Origin of the sequence: Staphylococcus sp. HMSC055A09, assembly GCF_001809655.1 — a bacterium.
Taxonomy (GTDB): domain Bacteria; phylum Bacillota; class Bacilli; order Staphylococcales; family Staphylococcaceae; genus Staphylococcus; species Staphylococcus capitis.
Window position 1 is genome coordinate 531,763 of sequence record NZ_KV798369.1, and the last position, 20,892, is coordinate 552,654.

At 33.1% G+C, this 20,892-nt stretch carries 22 protein-coding genes and 1 tRNA gene; 21 read left to right on the forward strand and 2 right to left on the reverse strand.

Annotated elements, in window-relative coordinates:
• The first annotated feature begins 181 nt into the window (after window positions 1–181).
• The 8 genes from trxA to HMPREF2642_RS08160 all read left to right on the forward strand — a co-directional run bounded on the left by trxA (window position 182) and on the right by HMPREF2642_RS08160 (window position 8,159).
• Window positions 182–496, forward strand: coding sequence for a thioredoxin (trxA, locus tag HMPREF2642_RS08125; RefSeq protein ID WP_002435174.1), 315 nt, complete (start codon window positions 182–184; stop codon window positions 494–496).
• 102 nt (window positions 497–598) lie between these two features.
• A complete protein-coding gene (gene uvrC / locus HMPREF2642_RS08130) occupies window positions 599–2,383 on the forward strand; it encodes an excinuclease ABC subunit UvrC (RefSeq protein ID WP_030065266.1) in 1,785 nt (594 codons plus the stop codon).
• 383 nt (window positions 2,384–2,766) lie between these two features.
• Entirely contained in the window at window positions 2,767–3,381 is a 615-nt protein-coding gene (locus HMPREF2642_RS08135) for a succinate dehydrogenase cytochrome b558 subunit (RefSeq protein WP_002435177.1), read from the forward strand.
• A 56-nt stretch (window positions 3,382–3,437) separates the two neighbouring features.
• Window positions 3,438–5,204 carry a succinate dehydrogenase flavoprotein subunit gene (gene sdhA, locus HMPREF2642_RS08140; protein ID WP_002435075.1) on the forward strand — a complete coding sequence of 589 codons (1,767 nt, stop codon included), beginning with the start codon at window positions 3,438–3,440 and terminating at the stop codon, window positions 5,202–5,204.
• Window positions 5,204–6,040, forward strand: coding sequence for a succinate dehydrogenase iron-sulfur subunit (gene sdhB / locus HMPREF2642_RS08145; protein ID WP_002435188.1), 837 nt, complete (start codon window positions 5,204–5,206; stop codon window positions 6,038–6,040). Before sdhA ends, sdhB begins: the two co-directional genes overlap by 1 nt.
• A 207-nt stretch (window positions 6,041–6,247) precedes the next feature.
• Entirely contained in the window at window positions 6,248–7,048 is an 801-nt protein-coding gene (gene racE, locus HMPREF2642_RS08150; RefSeq protein WP_002435221.1) for a glutamate racemase, read from the forward strand.
• A gap of 21 nt (window positions 7,049–7,069) precedes the next feature.
• The gene (locus HMPREF2642_RS08155; protein WP_030065269.1) at window positions 7,070–7,657 is read left to right on the forward strand and encodes an XTP/dITP diphosphatase; all 588 of its coding nucleotides are present in this window, start codon (window positions 7,070–7,072) and stop codon (window positions 7,655–7,657) included.
• Window positions 7,650–8,159, forward strand: coding sequence for a YfcE family phosphodiesterase (locus HMPREF2642_RS08160; RefSeq protein ID WP_030065271.1), 510 nt, complete (start codon window positions 7,650–7,652; stop codon window positions 8,157–8,159). The genes HMPREF2642_RS08155 and HMPREF2642_RS08160 overlap by 8 nt, the downstream gene beginning before the upstream one ends.
• Window positions 8,160–8,468: 309 nt before the next feature.
• Here the strand turns inward: HMPREF2642_RS08160 and HMPREF2642_RS08165 are convergent.
• A tRNA-Arg gene (locus tag HMPREF2642_RS08165) sits at window positions 8,469–8,542 on the reverse strand.
• Window positions 8,543–8,913: 371 nt separating this feature from the next.
• Here HMPREF2642_RS08165 and HMPREF2642_RS08170 point away from each other — a divergent pair.
• The 5 genes from HMPREF2642_RS08170 to HMPREF2642_RS08190 all read left to right on the forward strand — a co-directional run bounded on the left by HMPREF2642_RS08170 (window position 8,914) and on the right by HMPREF2642_RS08190 (window position 10,403).
• Complete coding sequence (locus HMPREF2642_RS08170; RefSeq protein WP_002435197.1) at window positions 8,914–9,048, forward strand: beta-class phenol-soluble modulin; 135 nt, start codon at window positions 8,914–8,916, stop codon at window positions 9,046–9,048.
• 43 nt (window positions 9,049–9,091) lie between these two features.
• Complete coding sequence (locus HMPREF2642_RS08175; RefSeq protein WP_002435168.1) at window positions 9,092–9,226, forward strand: beta-class phenol-soluble modulin; 135 nt, start codon at window positions 9,092–9,094, stop codon at window positions 9,224–9,226.
• 55 nt (window positions 9,227–9,281) lie between these two features.
• Window positions 9,282–9,416 (forward strand): beta-class phenol-soluble modulin, encoded by a 135-nt coding sequence (locus HMPREF2642_RS08180; RefSeq protein WP_002435169.1) that lies wholly within the window; start codon window positions 9,282–9,284, stop codon window positions 9,414–9,416.
• A 50-nt stretch (window positions 9,417–9,466) separates the two neighbouring features.
• Complete coding sequence (locus HMPREF2642_RS08185; protein WP_016898755.1) at window positions 9,467–9,601, forward strand: beta-class phenol-soluble modulin; 135 nt, start codon at window positions 9,467–9,469, stop codon at window positions 9,599–9,601.
• A 115-nt stretch (window positions 9,602–9,716) separates the two neighbouring features.
• Window positions 9,717–10,403 carry a YjjG family noncanonical pyrimidine nucleotidase gene (locus tag HMPREF2642_RS08190; RefSeq protein WP_030065273.1) on the forward strand — a complete coding sequence of 229 codons (687 nt, stop codon included), beginning with the start codon at window positions 9,717–9,719 and terminating at the stop codon, window positions 10,401–10,403.
• Between the two features lie 52 nt (window positions 10,404–10,455).
• On the opposite strand, the gene HMPREF2642_RS08195 is transcribed toward HMPREF2642_RS08190, so the two are convergent.
• On the reverse strand, window positions 10,456–10,896 hold the full coding sequence (locus tag HMPREF2642_RS08195) for an N-acetyltransferase (RefSeq protein WP_030065275.1): 441 nt from the start codon (window positions 10,894–10,896) through the stop codon (window positions 10,456–10,458).
• Window positions 10,897–11,083: 187 nt separating this feature from the next.
• Between HMPREF2642_RS08195 and bshC the strand changes: the two genes are divergently transcribed.
• The 8 genes from bshC (at window position 11,084) to HMPREF2642_RS08235 (ending at window position 20,889) form a co-directional block, all read left to right on the forward strand.
• Entirely contained in the window at window positions 11,084–12,697 is a 1,614-nt protein-coding gene (gene bshC, locus HMPREF2642_RS08200; RefSeq protein WP_030065277.1) for a bacillithiol biosynthesis cysteine-adding enzyme BshC, read from the forward strand.
• A 143-nt stretch (window positions 12,698–12,840) separates the two neighbouring features.
• Window positions 12,841–13,272, forward strand: coding sequence for a division/cell wall cluster transcriptional repressor MraZ (gene mraZ, locus HMPREF2642_RS08205; protein ID WP_002435248.1), 432 nt, complete (start codon window positions 12,841–12,843; stop codon window positions 13,270–13,272).
• Window positions 13,273–13,286: 14 nt separating this feature from the next.
• Complete coding sequence (gene rsmH, locus HMPREF2642_RS08210) at window positions 13,287–14,222, forward strand: 16S rRNA (cytosine(1402)-N(4))-methyltransferase RsmH (protein ID WP_002435203.1); 936 nt, start codon at window positions 13,287–13,289, stop codon at window positions 14,220–14,222.
• Between the two features lie 12 nt (window positions 14,223–14,234).
• The gene (gene ftsL / locus HMPREF2642_RS08215) at window positions 14,235–14,636 is read left to right on the forward strand and encodes a cell division protein FtsL (protein ID WP_023350435.1); all 402 of its coding nucleotides are present in this window, start codon (window positions 14,235–14,237) and stop codon (window positions 14,634–14,636) included.
• Entirely contained in the window at window positions 14,617–16,962 is a 2,346-nt protein-coding gene (locus tag HMPREF2642_RS08220; RefSeq protein ID WP_023350434.1) for a penicillin-binding protein, read from the forward strand. The genes ftsL and HMPREF2642_RS08220 overlap by 20 nt, the downstream gene beginning before the upstream one ends.
• Before the next feature lie 179 nt (window positions 16,963–17,141).
• Complete coding sequence (gene mraY / locus HMPREF2642_RS08225) at window positions 17,142–18,107, forward strand: phospho-N-acetylmuramoyl-pentapeptide-transferase (RefSeq protein WP_023350433.1); 966 nt, start codon at window positions 17,142–17,144, stop codon at window positions 18,105–18,107.
• Window position 18,108: 1 nt separating this feature from the next.
• Window positions 18,109–19,458 (forward strand): UDP-N-acetylmuramoyl-L-alanine--D-glutamate ligase, encoded by a 1,350-nt coding sequence (gene murD / locus HMPREF2642_RS08230; protein ID WP_002435137.1) that lies wholly within the window; start codon window positions 18,109–18,111, stop codon window positions 19,456–19,458.
• A 15-nt stretch (window positions 19,459–19,473) separates the two neighbouring features.
• A complete protein-coding gene (locus tag HMPREF2642_RS08235; protein WP_070597775.1) occupies window positions 19,474–20,889 on the forward strand; it encodes a cell division protein FtsQ/DivIB in 1,416 nt (471 codons plus the stop codon).
• The last annotated feature ends 3 nt before the right edge of the window (window positions 20,890–20,892 follow it).

A 20,892-nucleotide genomic window follows, 5' to 3' on the forward strand; every position in this document is an offset into this window, starting at 1 on the left:
CAAGCACTGCATTTGATTTTTTGAGAAAATAACGTACAATAAACCCAGTATTATTAGTTAATAAAATGATGTGATGAAGCAAATGAGATAATCATACTTTAATTGAGCAATAGCAATGCAGTTGTTATTAAAGTCTGTTATAATTTGCTCATCATTTAAAAATTAAGGAGGATTGGCATTTATGGCAATCGTAAAAGTAACTGACTCTGATTTCGATACTAAAATTGAATCTGGCGTTAAATTAGTAGACTTCTGGGCTACTTGGTGCGGACCTTGTAAAATGATCGCTCCAGTACTAGAGGAGTTAGCCGGAGATTATGACGGTAAAGCTGATATTTTAAAATTAGATGTTGATGAAAACCCATCAACTGCTGCAAAATACGAAGTAATGAGTATTCCAACTTTAATCGTGTTTAAAGATGGTCAACCAGTTGATAAAGTTGTAGGTTTCCAACCAAAAGAAAACTTAGCAGAAGTATTAGATAAACATCTATAAGAATTATATGACTTAAGACTGGGGCATTTCATTATGTAAATGCTCCAGCTTTATTTAGTTTATAAATAGTATTTATAAAAATTAAAAGAAAGGAGGAAAAAATTGGAGGACTATCAAAAGAAAATTAAGGAAAAATTGAATGTAGTGCCGTTAGAACCTGGTTGCTATTTAATGAAAGATAGAAATGACCAAGTGATTTATGTAGGTAAAGCAAAAAAATTAAGAAATCGTCTACGTTCTTACTTTACTGGTGCACATGATGCTAAGACGACCCGCCTTGTTAGTGAGATACGAAACTTTGAATTCATTGTGACTTCAAGTGAGACTGAATCTTTATTACTAGAATTAAATTTAATTAAACAATATCAACCGCGTTACAATATTTTACTTAAAGACGACAAAAGTTACCCTTTTATTAAAATCACAAAAGAAAAGCATCCAAGACTGATTGTTACACGCACTGTGAAAAAAGGAACTGGAAAATACTTCGGTCCTTATCCTAATGCGTATTCTGCTCAAGAAACAAAGAAATTGTTAGATCGTATTTATCCTTTTAGAAAATGTGATAATATGCCTGATAAACTGTGCTTATACTATCATATAGGCCAATGTATGGGGCCGTGTGTTTATGATGTTGATTTAGATAAATATGCACAAATGACTAAAGAAATTACGGATTTTCTAAATGGTGAAGATAAAACGATTATTCATAATTTAGAGAGCAGAATGACAAAAGCTAGTGAAGATTTAGACTTTGAACAAGCGAAAGAGTATCGTGATATGATTCAACATATTCATAACTTAACGAAAAAACAAAAAATTATGTCTACTGATAATACAATTAGAGATGTCTTTGGATATAACGTTTCTAAGGGGTGGATGTGTGTACAAGTTTTCTTCATTAGACAAGGAAATATGATAAAACGAGATGCAACAATGATACCGATACAACAATCAGAGGAAGAAGAGTTTTATACTTTCATAGGACAATTCTATAGCTTAAATCAACATATCTTACCTAAGGAAGTTCATGTTCCAAAGAACCTTGATAAAGATATGATTCATTCAGTTGTAGATACAAAGATTGTTCAACCTTCTCGTGGGGCTAAGAAAGAAATGGTTGATTTAGCTAATCACAATGCTGAAGTGCAACTTGAAAATAAATTCGAGTTAATTGCAAGAGATGAATCTAGAACTATTAAAGCTATAGAAGAGTTAGGAGAACGCATGGGAATTCAAACTCCTATTAGAATAGAAGCTTTTGATAATTCCAATATTCAAGGTGTGGATCCTGTTTCTGCAATGGTGACCTTTGTAGATGGTAAACCAGATAAAAAAGGATACCGTAAATATAAAATTAAAACCGTAGAAGGGCCTGATGATTATAAATCGATGAGAGAAGTAGTACGTCGGCGTTATACGCGCGTTTTAAATGAGGGCTTACCCTTACCAGATTTAATTATTGTTGATGGTGGTAAAGGTCATATGAACGGTGTGATGGATGTCCTTGAAAATGAATTAGGCTTAGACATTCCAGTTGCAGGACTTCAAAAGAACGACAAACACCAAACATCTGAATTACTCTATGGAGCAAGTGCTGAAATTGTACCGTTGAAGAAAAACAGCCAAGCCTTTTACTTACTCCATAGAATTCAAGATGAGGTACATCGTTTTGCGATAACGTTCCATAGACAAACTCGACAAAAAACAGGACTTAAATCAGTCTTAGACGATATAGATGGTATTGGCGCCAAGAGAAAAACTACACTTTTAAGAACTTTTGGGTCAATTAAGAAAATGAAGGAAGCCAATTTAGATGATTTAAAAGGTGCAGGCCTACCTGAAAAAGTTGCTAAAAACCTACAAAAAGCACTACAAAATAAATAAATTTCAAAAAAATGGGCATGAGAATTATTCTCATGCCCAAAAGTAGTATAAAAAATGTTACAATATGGTTAACAAAAGCTAATTTTTTTAAGGTTGTGTGGAAGCGTTTTCTAAATGAGAAATGTTATCAATTAAGTGTTGGTAACTTCAACTATGAGTCGTCACATCTTTATTAAAGAATTCTTTATAATCACTAGCCTTTTACTTTTTTAAGCCATACTTGTGTGGATTTATTTCTCATTTAATTAAAGTGTTTACACGTACAAGTACCAAATAAAGAAGTAAATGTAAGCTAGTCTTTTATATGGAATTTCAGGGCATATTGCATACAATTTTCTGGGAATTAGCAAATTTAAATATTTGTTTCACAGGGGGGACTCCTTTTGGCTCAATCAAAAAACGAATTTTACCTTAGACGACTACATTCGTTATTAGGTATTATCCCAATTGGTGCATTCTTAATTGTTCACTTATTGGTAAACCATCAAGCAACACAAGGCGCAGAGGCTTTCAATAAAGCATCTGGTTTCATGGAATCATTACCATTCTTAATTGTGGTAGAATTTTTACTTATTTATATTCCATTGCTATACCATGGACTTTTTGGACTACATATCGCATTTACTGCAAAAGAAAACATCGGTCATTATTCTTTATTTAGAAACTGGATGTTTTTCTTCCAACGTGTAAGTGGTATTTTAGCTTTCATTTTCATTGCGATGCACTTATGGCAAACACGCTTACAGAAAGCATTTTTCGGTAAAGCAGTAGATTACGACATGATGCATGAAACGTTAAAAAATCCATTATGGGCAATTTTCTATATCATTTGTATCATTGCGGTAGTATTCCACTTTGCAAATGGTTTATGGTCATTCTGTGTTACGTGGGGCTTTTTACAATCTAAAAAATCTCAACGCGTATTCACTTGGATTTCTTTAATTGTATTCTTAGTGGTTTCTTATATCGGTGTATCAGCTATTATCGCATTTATGTAACAACGATGATTTCAACTTAAGTCTTAGATTTTTAATATCAGGGGAGTGACATTTCTATGGCAGAGAAAAAAGTTATTGTTGTCGGTGGAGGACTTGCCGGTCTGATGTCAACAATTAAAGCGGCAGAACAAGGTGCACATGTAGATTTATTCTCATTAGTACCTGTAAAACGTTCGCACTCTGTTTGTGCCCAGGGGGGCATTAATGGTGCGGTTAATACTAAAGGTGAAGGAGATTCTCCGTGGATTCACTTTGACGACACAGTATATGGGGGAGACTTCTTAGCTAACCAACCACCAGTAAAAGCGATGGCTGAAGCAGCACCAAAAATTATACACTTATTAGACCGTATGGGCGTAATGTTTAGTAGAACAAATGAAGGTTTATTAGATTTCAGACGTTTTGGTGGTACGTTATATCACAGAACTGCATTTGCCGGTGCTACAACAGGACAACAATTATTATACGCTTTAGATGAACAAGTTCGTTCTTATGAAGTAGATGGATTAGTAACTAAATACGAAGGCTGGGAATTCCTAGGTATCGTTAAAGATGATGAAGATGCAGCAAGAGGTATCGTTGCTCAGAATATGACAACATCAGAAATTCAATCATTTGGATCAGATGCAGTTATCATGGCTACAGGTGGTCCTGGTATCATCTTCGGTAAAACAACAAACTCAATGATTAATACAGGATCTGCAGCATCAATTGTTTATCAAGAAGGTGCAATTTATGCTAATGGTGAGTTTATTCAAATCCATCCAACAGCTATTCCTGGAGATGACAAATTACGTCTTATGAGTGAATCAGCTCGTGGGGAAGGTGGACGTATTTGGACATATAAAGATGGTAAACCTTGGTACTTCTTAGAAGAGAAATACCCAGATTATGGTAACTTAGTACCACGTGATATCGCAACGCGTGAAATTTTTGATGTATGTATTAACCAAAAATTAGGTATCAACGGCGAGAACATGGTATATCTCGATTTATCTCATAAAGATCCACATGAATTAGACGTTAAATTAGGTGGTATCATTGAGATCTATGAAAAATTCACAGGTGATGATCCTCGTAAAGTACCAATGAAAATCTTCCCAGCTGTACACTACTCAATGGGTGGACTATATGTAGACTATGATCAAATGACAAATATCAAAGGTCTATTCGCTGCTGGTGAGTGTGATTTCTCTCAACATGGCGGTAACCGTTTAGGAGCTAATTCTTTATTATCTGCAATTTATGGTGGTACTGTTGCAGGTCCTAACGCAGTTAAATATGTTCAAAACATCGAAACTTCTTATTCAGAGTTAGACGACAGTATTTATGAAAAACGCGTTAAAGAAGAACAAGAACGTTTTGACAAGCTGTTAAATATGCGTGGTACTGAAAATGCTTATAAACTTCACCGTGAGTTAGGTGAAATTATGACAGCTAACGTAACAGTTGTACGTGAAAATGATAAATTATTAGAAACAGATAAGAAAATCCAAGAATTGATGAAACGTTATGAAGATATCGATATGGAAGATACACAAACTTGGAGTAACCAAGCCGTATTCTTCACTCGTCAATTATGGAATATGCTAGTATTAGCACGTGTTATTACTATTGGGGCTTACAACCGTAATGAATCTCGTGGTGCACACTACAAACCTGAATTCCCAGATCGTAATGATGATGAATGGTTAAAAACTACAATGGCTCATTATAGAGGTAGAACTGAAAAACCAGAATTTACTTACGAGCCAGTTGATGTAAGTTTAATTCCACCACGTAAACGTGATTACACTAGTAAGTCTAAGGGAGGTAAAAAATAATGGCTGAACAATCAGTAAAAGAAACTCCAGAAACTCAAGGTAATCAACAAACAAAAGAACAGAATCAACAATCTAATCAAAAAACAGTTAAATTAATCATTAAAAGACAGGACAATAACGAATCTAAACCATATGAGGAAACTTTTGAAATTCCTTACAAAGAGAATTTAAATGTTATCGCATGTTTAATGGAGATTAGACGTAACCCTGTTAATGCTAAAGGTGAGAAGACGACTCCAGTCACTTGGGATATGAACTGTCTTGAAGAAGTATGCGGAGCTTGTTCAATGGTTATCAATGGTCGCGCAAGACAATCTTGTTCAGCAATCGTTGACCAATTAGAACAACCTATCCGTTTAGAACCTATGAGTACGTTCCCAGTTATTCGTGACTTACAAGTTGACCGTTCAAGAATGTTCGACAACTTAAAACGAATGAAAGCTTGGATTCCAATTGATGGTACGTACGATTTAGGTCCTGGACCACGTATGCCAGAGAAAAAACGTCAAACAGCTTACGAATTATCTAAATGTATGACATGTGGTGTTTGCTTGGAAGTATGTCCAAATGTAACGCCTAATAACAAATTCGTTGGGGCTCAAGCGATTTCTCAAGTGCGTTTATTCGACTTACATCCAACTGGTTCAATGACTAAAGATGAACGTTTAGATGCTTTAATGAGCACTGGTGGTTTACAAGAATGTGGTAACTCTCAAAACTGTGTGAATGCTTGTCCTAAAGGTATTCCATTGACAACTTCTATCGCAGCTTTAAACAGAGAAACATCATTCCATATGTTTAAATCATTCTTCGGTTCTGACCATAAAGTAGATTAATATCGATTATATTACGACTAAGACGTTAAAGTCTTAGTCGTTTTTTGTTTAAAAAAAATTTCCCATCAATATGAGTGTCTTTTTAAATTAGTATGCTTCTTAGAAATCATTTTCAAAATAGAAAGTAAAACTAGATTCGTAATAATAAACAGTATAAGTCCATTGTGATAAAATAAAGGTTAACTGAAAAAATAAGGATGAAGATATATGAATAAACCTATAGGTGTTATCGACTCAGGTGTGGGAGGTTTAACGGTAGCCAAAGAAATCATGAGACAATTACCAAATGAGACGATATATTATCTTGGTGATATTGGACGATGCCCTTATGGACCTAGACCTGGGGATGAAGTTAAACAGTTTACTACAGAAATTGCTCAAAAATTAATGGAATTTGATATAAAAATGTTAGTCATTGCTTGTAATACAGCAACAGCTGTTGCATTAGAGCATTTACAAACATTGTTGCCTATTCCTGTTATTGGAGTTATTGAACCAGGTGCACGAACTGCGATTATGACGACTAAAAATCAAAATGTTTTAGTATTAGGAACTGAAGGTACAATTAAATCAGAAGCTTATCGTACTCATATTAAAAAGATTAATCCTAACGTCAATGTTTATGGTGTGGCATGTCCAGGTTTTGTACCGTTAGTTGAACAAATGAGATATAATGACCCAACTATCACAAGTATTGTTATTCATCAGACATTAAAACAATGGAGAAACAGTGATGCTGATACTGTAATTTTAGGTTGTACGCATTATCCTCTATTATACAAACCTATTTATGATTATTTTGATGGTGAAAAAACTGTAATTTCTTCAGGATTAGAAACTGCACGTGAAGTAAGTGCGTTATTAACGTTTAGTAATGAACATGCGAGTTATACAGAACATCCAAAACATCGATTCTTTGCGACTGGTGATACCACACATATCAAAAATATTATTGCCGAATGGCTTAAAATGAATGTACAAGTTGAACAAATTACAGTAGGTGAGTAAGAGAAGGGAGTAAGTATAGTTATGTCAGATATTGTCATTGCATCGAATAACAAAGGTAAAATTAATGACTTTAAAGTTATTTTCAAAGAAGATAATGTCATAGGTATTTCTGAACTTTTACCAAATTTCGATGTTGAGGAAACAGGTACTACATTTGAAGAGAATGCTAAATTAAAATCAGAAGCTGCAGCCAAGGTGTTAAATAAGCGTGTGATTGCTGATGATAGTGGACTTGAAGTGTTCGCACTTAAAGGTGAACCAGGTGTCTATTCAGCAAGATATGCAGGACTAGATAAAAGTGATGATGCTAATATTGATAAGCTATTGGCTAATTTAGAGAATGAATCTGATCGACGAGCACAATTTGTTTGTGTGATTAGTATGAGTGCACCAGGTGAAGAAACTAAAACATTTAAAGGCACAGTTTCTGGTGAAATTACTCATGCAAGACAAGGGACTCATGGATTTGGTTATGATCCAATCTTCTTTGTGCCTGATAAAAAGAGAACAATGGCAGAACTTACTGACGAAGAGAAAAGTGAGATAAGTCACAGAGGAAATGCGATTCAACTGTTGAAAGCGTATCTAGAAGGTGGTCAAAATGAGTAAGTGGATTATTATTAGTGATAATCATAATGAATCAGGGATTTTGTATCACGTGTTTGAAAAGCATCAAAATGCTGATGCCTTTCTACATCTAGGTGATTCGGAGTTTCAATATAATGATACGGAATTAAGTCTATATCATCGTGTTAAAGGCAATTGTGATTTTTATCCTGAATTTCCTGAAGAAGAGATAATTGAAGAAGAGGGTATGAAAGCTTTTTACACACATGGACATTTTTACGATGTCAATCGTACGCGTATGAAACTTGCTGAAAAAGCAAAATCTCTATCTTGCCAATTTGCATTTTATGGACATACTCATGTTGCTAAATATGAGTATATTGCTGGAGTACATGTTATTAATCCAGGTAGCATCTCACAATCACGCAGTAATATAGAAGAAACATTTGCTGAACTTATTATTAATGATACCGGCTCACAGGCTGAACTAAATTTTAGAAATAGAGAAAATAAAATAATAGATACAGTTATGATAAATATTTAAACAGATAAGCATTATAAAATGATACCTGCCCGTAAATGGGTAGGTATTTTTTTAGATTACGACACTTTAGCATTGTTTAAATACAGTTAGGCACAAATAATGGAAAATTTTAACGGATTTAATGATTGTTATGCATTTTCTTTTTAGAAGAGCGATATTTAAGTAATTAAAAGATAGCGAAATTAAACTACGCATCTTTTGTAATCAATCTAATTAAATTATCCGATTTACGTTAAGGATCTTTATTAACGAAAAATGAGGGATACTACATTTTTAGTATCCCTCATCGTCTTGAAAGTATATTATTAGCGTCCTGGGAGGGATTCGAACCCCCGACCGATGGCTTAGAAGGCCATTGCTCTATCCAGCTGAGCTACCAGGACATTTTTTAACACAAGAATTATTATATCTAAATGGGGGAGTTTTAGCAATAGTTCTCTTATAAAAAATGTTTATATTTTTCACTATAGTAGTGCTTTTTATACTAGAATGTTAATTTATTGTAAAGATGCAAGGAATTTTTAACAATTGAATTGTAAACAATACACTAAGGAATTCCAAACTGTTGTGTAAACGTTTTCATTTCACAGTTTAGACCTTTAAATACCGACTTAAGAAAATATAAACAAATTGTGCTAAATCCGCTTTATAGTATAAGTAACAAAACGATAGATAAACAAACAACACAAGTTCATTCATCGTTTTAAATTAATTAACTCACGCATTATCACATTTTACTGAAGGAGTGTTTGTAATGGAAAAATTATTCGACGCAATTAGAAACACAGTCGATGCTGGAATCAACCAAGATTGGACAAAATTAGGAACTAGCATTGTTGACATCGTTGACAATGGTGTAAAAGTTATTTCTAAATTTATTGGTGCATAATTCAGATTATTAATATCGTTTTAATAATAAAGGAGAGATTATAATGCAAAAATTAGCAGAAGCAATCGCAAACACAGTAAAAGCAGGACAAGACCATGATTGGACAAAATTAGGTACAAGCATCGTTGATATCGTAGAAAACGGTGTAAGTGCATTAACTAAAGTATTCGGTGGTTAATTTTCGATAAATAAGAACTTAATTATAAATAAAATAAACTAAAGGAGAGACTATAATGACTAAATTAGCAGAAGCAATCGCAAACGCAGTAAAAGCAGGACAAGACCAAGATTGGGCAAAATTAGGTACAAGCATCGTAGGTATCGCTGAAAATGGAATCAGCTTATTAGGTAAAGTATTCGGATTCTAATTTAATCAACTTACTCATTTTTTAATAAACTACTAAAAGGAGAGATTATAATGCAAAAATTAGCAGAAGCAATCGCAAACACAGTAAAAGCAGGACAAGACCATGACTGGGCAAAATTAGGTACAAGCATCGTGGGTATCGCAGAAAACGGAATCGGTTTATTAGGTAAAGTATTCGGATTCTAATATATGATTAGATGGACCAGGGCAAGCGCTCTGGTCTTTTTTTATTTGCAGATTATTTGTTATTATTAAAAAGAATAAGAAGTTTGTTCATTAAAATTTGAAACGGGGATAAATTGTGACATATAAACATATCTTATTAGATTTCGATGATACAATAGTTGATTTTTACGATGCAGAGGAAAAGGCATTTTATAATATGGCAAAACATTACGGTCATTTTCCGACTAAACAAGATTTCCAACATTTTAGAAAGGTCAATCAAGCACACTGGGAAGCTTTTCAACAAAATGAATTGACGAAAGAACAAGTTTTATCTCATCGATTTATTAATTATTTCAATGATTATTACATAGAAGTAGATGGTAAAGAAGCGGATGAGATATTTAGAGATGAATTAGCTAAAGCGCCGCTTAAATTTTTCGATCAAACGATTGAAACTATTAACCAGCTGAAAGATAAACATTCATTATATATTGTTACGAATGGTGTGACAATCACGCAACAGCGTCGTATTGCTCAGACAAATTTTAATGATATATTTAATGGAATATTTATTTCAGAGCAGACTGGTTACCAGAAACCTATGCGAGAATTCTTTGATTACATCTTTAATGAGATTGGAAACATTAATAGAGAGGAAACAATTATAGTTGGAGATTCGTTGACCTCTGATGTTATGGGTGGCCTCAATGCTAATATTCAAACATGTTGGTTTAATTACCGTGAAAAAGAAAATAACTCTAATATACAACCTCATTACGAGATTAGTAATTTGTCAGAACTAATTAATATTGTTGAATAGAAAAAAGCCATTAAATGTATTTAGCATACATTTAATGGCTTTTTATATTATGTTAAGGTTTCCAAATTAATACATCGTGACCTTCAGGGTTTTTAGCTTCGACATCCTCAAAACCATGTTTTAAGAAATAGTCTTTTGAGTTTTTTCTAGCAATGGCTTTGATAGGTTTATTATTTTCTTTAGCAAAATCTATAAGCTTTTTAGCATAGCCACGACCTTGATATTTTTCAAGAACTTCTAATTTCCATAATAAAATGTAATCATCACAATCTGGGAAATAAGTTTCTTCAACTTCGCCTTTGTCGAGTAAAGCCATTCTTGCCGCTAATTTATCTCCTACAAAAATGCCATAAAAAGGTGAATCTGAACTTGCATCTATCATTTGACCTTTTAATTCTTCAACCATATAGAGATCTTTATTGCCGAACTCTCTAAAATCTTCAAAGAGCTCATCAGTTTTATAATTTATCTCTAGATGTTTTACCTCGCTCATATTTTCTCTCCCCTTTAATTTCTTTTCTCTATTATACCTTATTTTAATGTTAACTTTCATTTATTTAAAATTATAGAAAATTCCAGTTTTAAAATGAATATATAAATAAATTTAAGCCGTAAAATTGTCATAAATGAGTATAGTCTTTATACTATATGAGTAATAGTGATACTGAAGGAGTTAAAACATGAAGTGCAATGTAATAAAGTTAAATGAAGATGATCAGTTTATCTCTAAAATAAAAAATGGCGATTCTCAAATTGCGAGGTTTTATGAATATGATGCAAGTTTAAGCGATAGTTTCTCTAAAAGACTTAATACTCCAAATAATGGTAGAGAAGAGCAACTTTCTTCTGTTATAAAATCTTATATGAGTGATTTAGATTTGTCAGAATCACAAATTATGAATATTAAAGATTTAGCTGAGGGAGCTAAAGTAGTAATTGGAGGACAGCAAGCGGGATTGTTTGGAGGACCTCTCTACACTTTTCATAAAATTTTTTCAATTATTACTCTAAGTAATCAACTGACAAATCAATATAATGAAAAAATTATTCCCGTTTTTTGGATTGCTGGAGAAGACCATGATTTTGATGAAGTTAATCATACTTTTGTATTTAATCATAAGAAGGCAACGCTCGATAAGATTAAATATCATACGATGACTCCACCTGAAACTAGTGTTACTCGTTTTACTCCTGATAAAGAAGCTTTGTTGGAGTCGCTTAATCAATTTTTTAAAGAATTAACAGAGACTTCCCATAGCAATGAAGTGTATCAGTTATGTCGTAGCATCATCTTACGCTACGAAAATTGGACTGATATCTTCAAAGGACTTCTACATGAAATTTTCAAAGAATATGGGGTATTACTCCTAGATGCTCAATTCACAGAGTTAAGGAAAATGGAAAAGCCTATTTTCAAAGATATACTAGATAAAAGTGAAAAATTGGATCAAGCTTTTCGAGATACACAATCCAAAATTGAAGCACAAGGATTAAATCCAATGATTCAGACAGACACTAATACTCATTTATTTATTCATGATGAAAATATGAGACAGTTATTAAAATATAAAGATGGCAGATTTATTACTAGTAAATCGGAGAAGTCATATTCAAAAGAAGATTTATTTAACATTATTGAAAACGAGCCCGAGAGAATATCAAATAATGTTGTTACTCGTCCAGTTATGGAAGAGTGGTTATTTAATACTGTTGCATTTATTGGTGGACCAAGCGAAATAAAGTACTGGGCAGAATTAAAAGAAGTGTTTAATTTACTTAATGTTGAAATGCCCATTGTTTTACCTAGACTTAGAATAAGCTATATGTATGATAGAACTAAAAAATTATTGAAACAATATAATCTGAAAACTGAAACTATCATTTCATATGGAGTAGAACAAGATAGACAGAAATTTGTACGTGAAAAAGCCTCTCAAGAATTGATAGATGAAGTAGAGCAAATGAAAGTAAAACAGCAACAACTAACTGAAAGATTGAAATCTCAAGTTGCAGGAAATCATGATAATGAATTATTGATAGAGAAGAATAATGAAATTCACCAAGAACAATATCATTACTTGTTAAAACGCTACTTATTAAATGTAGAAAGAGAGAATGATATTAGTATGCGCCAATTTAGAGAAATTAATGAAGTGCTCCATCCAATGGGTGGATTACAAGAAAGAATTTGGAATCCATTACAAATAATGAATGATTTTGGGAAAAATGTGTTCCATCCCTCCACCTACCCACCACTTCATTACACTTTTGATCATATAATTATAAAACCTTGATATAAAGGCGTTTGAACCCGTTTTATCTTTTTGATAAAACGGGTTTTTTTGTGTTTGAGCAAATAAATTGAACTAATTTTGCTTAATTAGTGGAGGATAGTGGGGAGATGTGGTAAATTATAAATAAGGTGAGGTGATAAAAAATGTTCATGGGAGAATACGATCATCAATTAGATACAAAAGGACGTATGATAGTACCGTCCAAGTTTCGTTATGACTTAAATGAACGTTTTATTATCACTAGAGGCCTTGATAAATGCTTATTTGGTTACACACTTGAAGAATGGCAACAAATTGAAGAGAAGATGAAAACCTTACCTATGACTAAAAAAGACGCACGTAAATTTATGCGTATGTTCTTCTCTGGTGCTGTAGAAGTAGAATTAGATAAGCAAGGGCGTATTAACATACCTCAGAATTTGAGGAAATACGCTAATTTAACCAAAGAATGTACAGTAATAGGTGTGTCTAATCGTATTGAGATTTGGGACAGAGAAACTTGGAATGACTTCTATGAAGAATCAGAAGATAGTTTCGAAGATATTGCTGAAGATTTGATAGATTTTGATTTTTAAATGGAGGTATTCAAGTGTTTCATCACGTCAGCGTCATGTTAAACGAAACCATTGATTATTTAAATATTAAAGAAGATGGTGTGTATGTTGACTGTACGCTTGGTGGTGCAGGTCACGCCCTTTATTTACTTAATCAATTAAATGATGAAGGTAGACTTATTGCGATTGATCAAGATTTAACAGCCTTAGAAAATGCAAAAGTTGTTTTGAAAGAACACTTACATAAAGTCACTTTTGTTCATAACAACTTTCGAGAATTAACGAATATTTTAAAAGATTTAAACATTGAAAAAGTAGACGGCATCTATTACGACCTCGGTGTTTCGAGTCCGCAATTGGATGTCCCTGAAAGAGGATTTAGTTATCATCATGATGCGAAATTAGACATGCGGATGGATCAAACTCAATCATTATCTGCTTATGAGGTAGTGAATGAATGGTCTTATGAAGCATTGGTAAAGATTTTTTATCGTTACGGTGAAGAAAAGTTTTCAAAACAAATTGCAAGAAGAATAGAAGCTAATCGAGAACAACATCCAATAGAAACGACTTTACAACTCGTTGACATCATCAAAGAAGGTATACCTGCCAAGGCGAGACGTAAAGGGGGACATCCTGCTAAAAGAGTTTTTCAAGCAATTCGAATAGCTGTAAACGATGAATTATCCGCGTTTGAAGATTCAATTGAACAAGCAATTGAGAGTGTAAATGTTAATGGAAGGATTTCGGTCATCACGTTCCATTCTTTGGAGGACCGCTTATGTAAGCAAATTTTCCAAGAATATGAGAAAGGACCAGAAGTTCCGAGAGGGATACCAATTATTCCTGAAGGTTACTCGCCGAAATTAAAACGTGTAAATCGCAAACCGATAACTGCTACTGAAGAAGATTTAGACGAAAACAATCGTGCGCGTAGTGCAAAACTACGTGTTGCAGAAATTTTAAAATAAGGAGTAATTGAAATGGCTGTAGAAAAAATTTATCAACCTTATGATGAAGCAACTCAAACCAGTATTCCACAAAGACAACCGCAATCTCGTCCAGAAAAACAGACTGTTAAAAGAAAAGTAGTCGTCCAATTAACTAGATTTGAAAAAGTTTTATACATAACGCTTATTACAGTAATTGCCATGATTAGTATTTATATGCTATCTTTAAAAATGGATGCGTATGATACGCGGGGGAAAATTGCAGATTTAGATCAAAAAATAGAAAAACAATCTAGTGAAAACAGCGCATTAAAATCTGAAATCAAGAAAAATTCTTCATATGAACGCATTTACGATAAGGCTAAAAAACAAGGTATGAGCCTACAGAACGATAATGTAAAGGTAGTGCGTAGTAATGGCGAAGCGAAAAATTAAAATTAAAAAAAATAAAATAGGGGCAGTCCTTCTAGTTGGTTTATTCGGACTGCTCTTTTTTATATTGGTTTTAAGGTTCTCATATATTATGGTAACTGGTCATTCAAATGGTCAGAATCTTGTGATGAAGGCAAATGAAAAATACTTAGTAAAAAATTCTGAGCAACCAGAGCGTGGTAAAATTTATGATCGCAATGGGAAGGTTCTTGCAGAAGATGTTGAAAGGTATAAAGTTGTTGCAGTTGTCGATAAAAAGGCAAGTCAAAATAGTAAAAAGCCACGTCACGTAGTAGATAAGAAGAAAACAGCTAAACAATTATCTAAAGTTATAGATATGAAAGCTTCTGATATTGAAAAACGACTCAATCAAAAGAAAGCTTTCCAAGTTGAGTTTGGTCAAAAAGGAACCAACTTAACTTATCAAGATAAAGAAAAAATTGAAAAAATGAATTTACCTGGGGTTTCATTATATCCTGAGACCGAACGTTTCTATCCTAATGGAAACTTTGCCTCTCATTTAATTGGTATGGCTCAAAAAGACCCTGACACAGGACAACTTAATGGTGCTTTAGGTGTTGAAAAAATCTTTAATAGCTACTTAAATGGAACGCAAGGTACGCTTAAATATATCCAAGATATTTGGGGTTATATTGCTCCTAATACTAAAAAAGAACAAACTCCTAAACGAGGAGACGATGTTCATTTAACGCTTGATTCTAATATTCAAGTCTTTGTTGAAGAAGCTTTAGATGGCATGGTAGAGAAATATGCGCCTAAAGATTTATTTGCAGTTGTAATGGACGCTAAAACAGGTGAAATACTCGCTTATAGTCAACGACCTACCTTTAACCCTGAAACAGGTAAGGATTTTGGTAAAAAATGGGCTAACGATTTATACCAAAATACGTATGAACCAGGTTCTACGTTTAAGTCTTATGGATTAGCTGCTGCTATCCAAGAAGGTAAATTTAAACCTAATGAAAAATATAAATCTGGACACAGAGACATTATGGGTTCTGAGATCTCAGATTGGAATAAAGAAGGTTGGGGCAATATACCTATGACTCTAGGCTTCACCTATTCATCTAACACATTAATGATGCATTTACAAGATTTAGTTGGTGCAGATAAGATGAAGTCATGGTATGAACGTTTTGGCTTTGGTAAGAAAACAGATGGAATGTTTGATGGAGAAGCATCAGGCCACGTAGCTTGGGCTAATGAGTTACAACAAAAAACATCTGCGTTTGGACAATCTACGACTGTTACACCTGTACAGATGATTCAAGCACAATCAGCATTTTTCAATAAAGGTAATATGTTAAAACCTTGGTTTGTAAATAGTATTGATAATCCTGTCACTAAGAAAAACTTCTATAGTGGTAAAAAAGAGTACGCAGGAAAACCAATTTCAAAAGATACTGCTGATAAAGTTGAAAAAGAGTTAGACAAAGTTGTTAATAGTAAACAAAGTCATGCGATGAATTATCGCGTTAAAGGTTACGACATCGAAGGTAAAACTGGTACCGCTCAAGTAGCAGATTCAAATGGTGGCGGATATGTTAAAGGTGAAAATCCTTACTTTGTAAGCTTTATAGGTGACGCGCCGAAGAAAAATCCTAAAGTCATCGTTTACGCGGGTATGAGTTTAGCTCAGAAAAATGATGAAGAAGCTTACGAGATGGGTGTAAGTAAAGCATTTAAACCTATTATGGAAAACACACTCAAGTATCTCAATGTAGGTAAATCAAGTGATTCTGCATCTAAAGCTGATTACAGTAAGGTACCTAACGTTGAAGGTCAAGAAACACAAAAAGCAGAAGATAGTATGAATGCTCAGTCGCTCAAACCAGTTACTATAGGTAGTGGTAAGCAAATTAAATCTCAATCTGTCAAAGCAGGGACTAAGATTTTACCTCATAGTAAAGTAATGTTACTTACAGATGGTGATATCACTATGCCGGATATGACAGGTTGGACAAAAGAAGATGTACTCGCATTTGAAGACTTAACACATATTAAAGTTTCCACTAAAGGTAATGGTTTTGTAACTAACCAAAGTATTACTAAAGGCCAAGCGTTGAAAAACAAAGATAAAGTAGAAGTGACACTATCTGCTGATAAAACTGATGATAGTGAAGATGATTCAAATGCAACAGAAGCTAGTAAAAATTCGAAAGATGAAAGTAAGTCTAAAGATAAAAACTCTAAACAAGATTCAAGCTCATCTTCTAAATCAGAATCAAAGGATAGTTCAAGTTCTGACTCTAAAAAAGACTCCAATAGCAATTCAAAAAATAATTCAAGTTCCAGCGATGACAGCTGATTGAACTAAGCAGACAACAGAGGTTGGGATGATCATTTTAGGGATTAACTAAGAGATGGTCCCAACCTCATTTGTTTATGTTTAAAGATTTATATGAAAATAAACCGAAAACTGATAAACTATTAAAGGTTATTTACAATTAAACGAATATATTAGAAAGTGAAGAAAAGGAGATTCATATGTTATTTATATATGCGATCATCGCACTACTCATAACATTTATATTAGTACCAGTGCTCATTCCTACGTTAAAAAGAATGAAATTTGGCCAAAGCATTAGAGAAGAAGGGCCTCAAAGCCACATGAAAAAAACGGGAACACCAACTATGGGTGGACTCACGTTTTTAATAAGTATTATTATTACATCTATTATTGCAATCATATTTGTCGATAAATCAAATCCTATTATTTTATTATTATTAGTCACTATTGGATTTGGACTAATTGGATTTATTGATGATTATATTATAGTAGTTAAGAAAAACAACCAAGGTTTAACGAGTAAACAAAAATTCTTAGCTCAAATTTTAATTGCAGTTATATTCTTTGTGCTAGGTGATGTTTTTCATTTAGTTAATTTCACTACAAATTTACATATTCCGTTTACTCATTTTGATTTACCACTCTCCTTCGCGTATGTAATATTCATAATCTTTTGGCAGGTTGGTTTCTCAAATGCGGTAAACTTAACTGATGGACTGGATGGCTTAGCTACAGGGTTATCTATCATTGGATTTGCTATATATGCAATAATGAGCTTTATATTAGATTCCCCAGCAATCGGTACGTTCTGTGTCATTATGGTGTTTGCATTAATAGGCTTTTTACCTTATAACCTAAACCCAGCAAAAGTATTTATGGGTGACACAGGTAGTCTTGCATTAGGAGGAATATTCGCTACAATCTCAATTATGTTAAATCAGGAATTGTCGCTTTTCTTTGTAGGATTAGTTTTCGTTATTGAAACATTATCAGTTATGATGCAAGTAGCGTCTTATAAATTAACTAAGAAACGTATATTTAAAATGAGTCCTATTCACCATCATTTTGAATTAAGTGGATGGGGAGAATGGAAAGTAGTAACTGTATTCTGGACAGTAGGTTTAATTTCAGGATTAATAGGCTTATGGATTGGAGTGCATTAGAATGCTGAATTACACAGGATTAGAAAATAAAAATGTTCTAGTAGTTGGCTTAGCTAAAAGTGGTTATGAAGCAGCAAAATTATTAGCTAAATTGGGTGCAAACGTCAAAGTGAATGATGGAAAGGACCTTTCCCAAGACGCACATGCAAAAGATCTTGAATCAATGGGGATAGAGGTAATAAGTGGTGAACATCCTCTTTCGCTACTTGATAATAATCCTATTATCGTCAAAAATCCGGGTATCCCTTATACTGTTTCAATTATTGATGAGGCAGTTCGCAGAGGTTTAAAAATCTTAACCGAGGTCGAATTAAGTTACCTTATTTCTGAGGCACCTATTATAGGTGTGACTGGCACAAATGGTAAGACGACTGTGACATCTCTAATAGGGGATATGTTTAAAAAAAGTGTCTTAACAGGTCGTCTATCAGGAAACATAGGTTATGTTGCTTCTAAAGTAGCTCAAGAAGTTAAAGCTGATGAATATTTGATTACAGAACTTTCATCTTTCCAATTATTAGGTATTGATGAATACAAACCTCACATAGCAATCATTACAAACATATATTCAGCACATCTAGATTATCATGAGTCTTTAGAAAATTATCAAAATGCGAAAAAACAAATTTATAAAAATCAAACTGAAGATGATTATCTCATTTGTAACTATCATCAAAGACATTTAATTGAAACAGAGAATTTAAAATCAAAAACACTTTATTTTTCAACACAACAAGAAGTTAATGGAATATATATTAAAGACGGATTTATCGTATTTAATGGCGTTCGTATCATAAATGTTAAAGATTTAGTTTTACCAGGCGAACACAACTTAGAAAACATTTTGGCTGCAGTATTAGCTGCTATTTTGGCAGGCGTACCAGTTAAAGCCATCGTAGATAGTCTGACAACTTTCTCAGGAATTGATCATAGACTGCAATACATTGGTACTCACCGTACGAATAAATACTATAATGATTCCAAAGCAACTAATACTTTAGCTACACAATTCGCTTTAAATTCATTCACACAACCTATTATTTGGTTATGTGGCGGTTTAGATAGAGGTAACGACTTTGATGAACTTATACCGTATATGAATAATGTCCGTGTAATGATTGTTTTTGGAGAAACACAAGAAAAATTTGCTAAACTAGGTAATAGCCAAGGTAAATATGTAATTAAAGCAACGAACGTTGAAGATGCAGTTGATAAAATTCAAGACATTATCGAACCTAATGATGTGGTGTTACTTTCACCAGCTTGTGCAAGTTGGGATCAATATAAAACATTTGAAGAACGTGGTGAGAAATTTATCGAGAGATTCCGAGCACACTTGCCATCTTATTAAGGAGTGTGAATGCTCATGGATGAAAATAATAAAAACAAAAATGATAAAGTTTCGCGCATTGAAGATTTTACTACATCTAAGAAAGACAATAATGATAAAGATGATGTGAGTCTTTTTAGAAGAAATAAAGATTTTCGTAATAGAAAAAGAAAACGTTTCGGTGACAGAGTTAATAACGATGAATATTCGAATGAGGAAACACAAGAAAATGATGTTCCCGATAATGATTCTCCAGAGATGGAAAGTACTAATGAAGATAAAAAGATTCAATCCGAAAATGAACATGATAAAGATAGTCTAAACCACGGTGATGAAGCAATACAACATCATAAAGACTCTCAAACAGAGATTAATGAAGACAATACAAATGAAGACATCGAAGATATAGAAGAACATTCTCAATCAGATAGTAAAAGTGATGCTTCTGAATCTAGTAAAGATGAGAGTGGTAAGGCGAATAAAGACGTTCATGAAAGGAAAAGTTATAAAAAAGGTTTTATAAATAAGATGCCTTTTATTAATAATAATAGTGATCACAACTCAGAAAAAGATAAAAATGAACAACAGAAACCTTTAACATTAGAAGAAAAAAGAGCGTTACGCCGAAAAAGACAAAAAAGAATACAGTATATCATTATTACTGTATTAGTATTATTGATTGTTATATTCTTACTTTATATGTTCACCCCTTTAAGCAAGATTTCTAATGTGAATATTAAAGGTAATAATAATGTTAGTAAAAGTAAAATCAATAAAGAGTTAAATGTTACATCTCATTCAAGAATGTACACATTTAGTAAGAGGAAAGCAATTAAAAATTTGAAGAAGAATCCCTTGATCAAGGATGTTGAAATTCATAAACAATTGCCTAACACTATAAATGTAAAAGTAACTGAGTACCAAGTTGTTGGTTTAGAAAAAAGTAAAGACAGTTACGTTCCAATTATAGAAGATGGCAAAGAATTAAAAGATTACAGTGATGATGTTTCACATGACGGACCAATTATCGATGGTTTTAAAGGAAATAAAAAAACACGAATCATTCAAGCTTTATCTGAAATGTCACCTGAAGTAAGAAGTTTAATTGCTGAAGTTAGTTATGCTCCAGAGAAGAACAAACAAAATAGAATTGAAATCTTCACTAAAGATGACATGCAAGTTGTCGGAGATATTACTACAATAGCCGATAAAATGAAGTATTACCCGCAGATGTCACAATCTTTAAGTAGAGATGATTCAGGTAATCTCAAGACTGATGGGTATATTGATTTATCAGTGGGTGCTTCATTCATACCTTATAGTGGAGCAACAGGTGCTGAGTCTGAATCCGACCAGAATGTAACAAAATCTACACAACAAGAAAGTGAAGCTAAAGAAGAACTTCAAAGTGTTTTAAATAAAATTAATAATCAATCAAAAGATAATAATTAAAAA

What these genes read in the sequence shown, in the direction of transcription:
- trxA (WP_002435174.1), top strand. Translation starts at nt 182, where the DNA reads ATGGCAATCGTAAAAGTAACTGACTCTGATTTCGATACTAAAATTGAA.
- sdhA (WP_002435075.1), top strand. Translation starts at nt 3,438, where the DNA reads ATGGCAGAGAAAAAAGTTATTGTTGTCGGTGGAGGACTTGCCGGTCTG.
- sdhB (WP_002435188.1), top strand. Translation starts at nt 5,204, where the DNA reads ATGGCTGAACAATCAGTAAAAGAAACTCCAGAAACTCAAGGTAATCAA.
- racE (WP_002435221.1), top strand. Translation starts at nt 6,248, where the DNA reads ATGAATAAACCTATAGGTGTTATCGACTCAGGTGTGGGAGGTTTAACG.
- HMPREF2642_RS08155 (WP_030065269.1), top strand. Translation starts at nt 7,070, where the DNA reads ATGTCAGATATTGTCATTGCATCGAATAACAAAGGTAAAATTAATGAC.
- HMPREF2642_RS08160 (WP_030065271.1), top strand. Translation starts at nt 7,650, where the DNA reads ATGAGTAAGTGGATTATTATTAGTGATAATCATAATGAATCAGGGATT.
- HMPREF2642_RS08170 (WP_002435197.1), top strand. Translation starts at nt 8,914, where the DNA reads ATGGAAAAATTATTCGACGCAATTAGAAACACAGTCGATGCTGGAATC.
- HMPREF2642_RS08175 (WP_002435168.1), top strand. Translation starts at nt 9,092, where the DNA reads ATGCAAAAATTAGCAGAAGCAATCGCAAACACAGTAAAAGCAGGACAA.
- HMPREF2642_RS08180 (WP_002435169.1), top strand. Translation starts at nt 9,282, where the DNA reads ATGACTAAATTAGCAGAAGCAATCGCAAACGCAGTAAAAGCAGGACAA.
- HMPREF2642_RS08185 (WP_016898755.1), top strand. Translation starts at nt 9,467, where the DNA reads ATGCAAAAATTAGCAGAAGCAATCGCAAACACAGTAAAAGCAGGACAA.
- HMPREF2642_RS08195 (WP_030065275.1), bottom strand. Translation starts at nt 10,896, where the DNA reads ATGAGCGAGGTAAAACATCTAGAGATAAATTATAAAACTGATGAGCTC.
- bshC (WP_030065277.1), top strand. Translation starts at nt 11,084, where the DNA reads ATGAAGTGCAATGTAATAAAGTTAAATGAAGATGATCAGTTTATCTCT.
- mraZ (WP_002435248.1), top strand. Translation starts at nt 12,841, where the DNA reads ATGTTCATGGGAGAATACGATCATCAATTAGATACAAAAGGACGTATG.
- ftsL (WP_023350435.1), top strand. Translation starts at nt 14,235, where the DNA reads ATGGCTGTAGAAAAAATTTATCAACCTTATGATGAAGCAACTCAAACC.
- HMPREF2642_RS08220 (WP_023350434.1), top strand. Translation starts at nt 14,617, where the DNA reads ATGGCGAAGCGAAAAATTAAAATTAAAAAAAATAAAATAGGGGCAGTC.
- mraY (WP_023350433.1), top strand. Translation starts at nt 17,142, where the DNA reads ATGTTATTTATATATGCGATCATCGCACTACTCATAACATTTATATTA.
- murD (WP_002435137.1), top strand. Translation starts at nt 18,109, where the DNA reads ATGCTGAATTACACAGGATTAGAAAATAAAAATGTTCTAGTAGTTGGC.
- HMPREF2642_RS08235 (WP_070597775.1), top strand. Translation starts at nt 19,474, where the DNA reads ATGGATGAAAATAATAAAAACAAAAATGATAAAGTTTCGCGCATTGAA.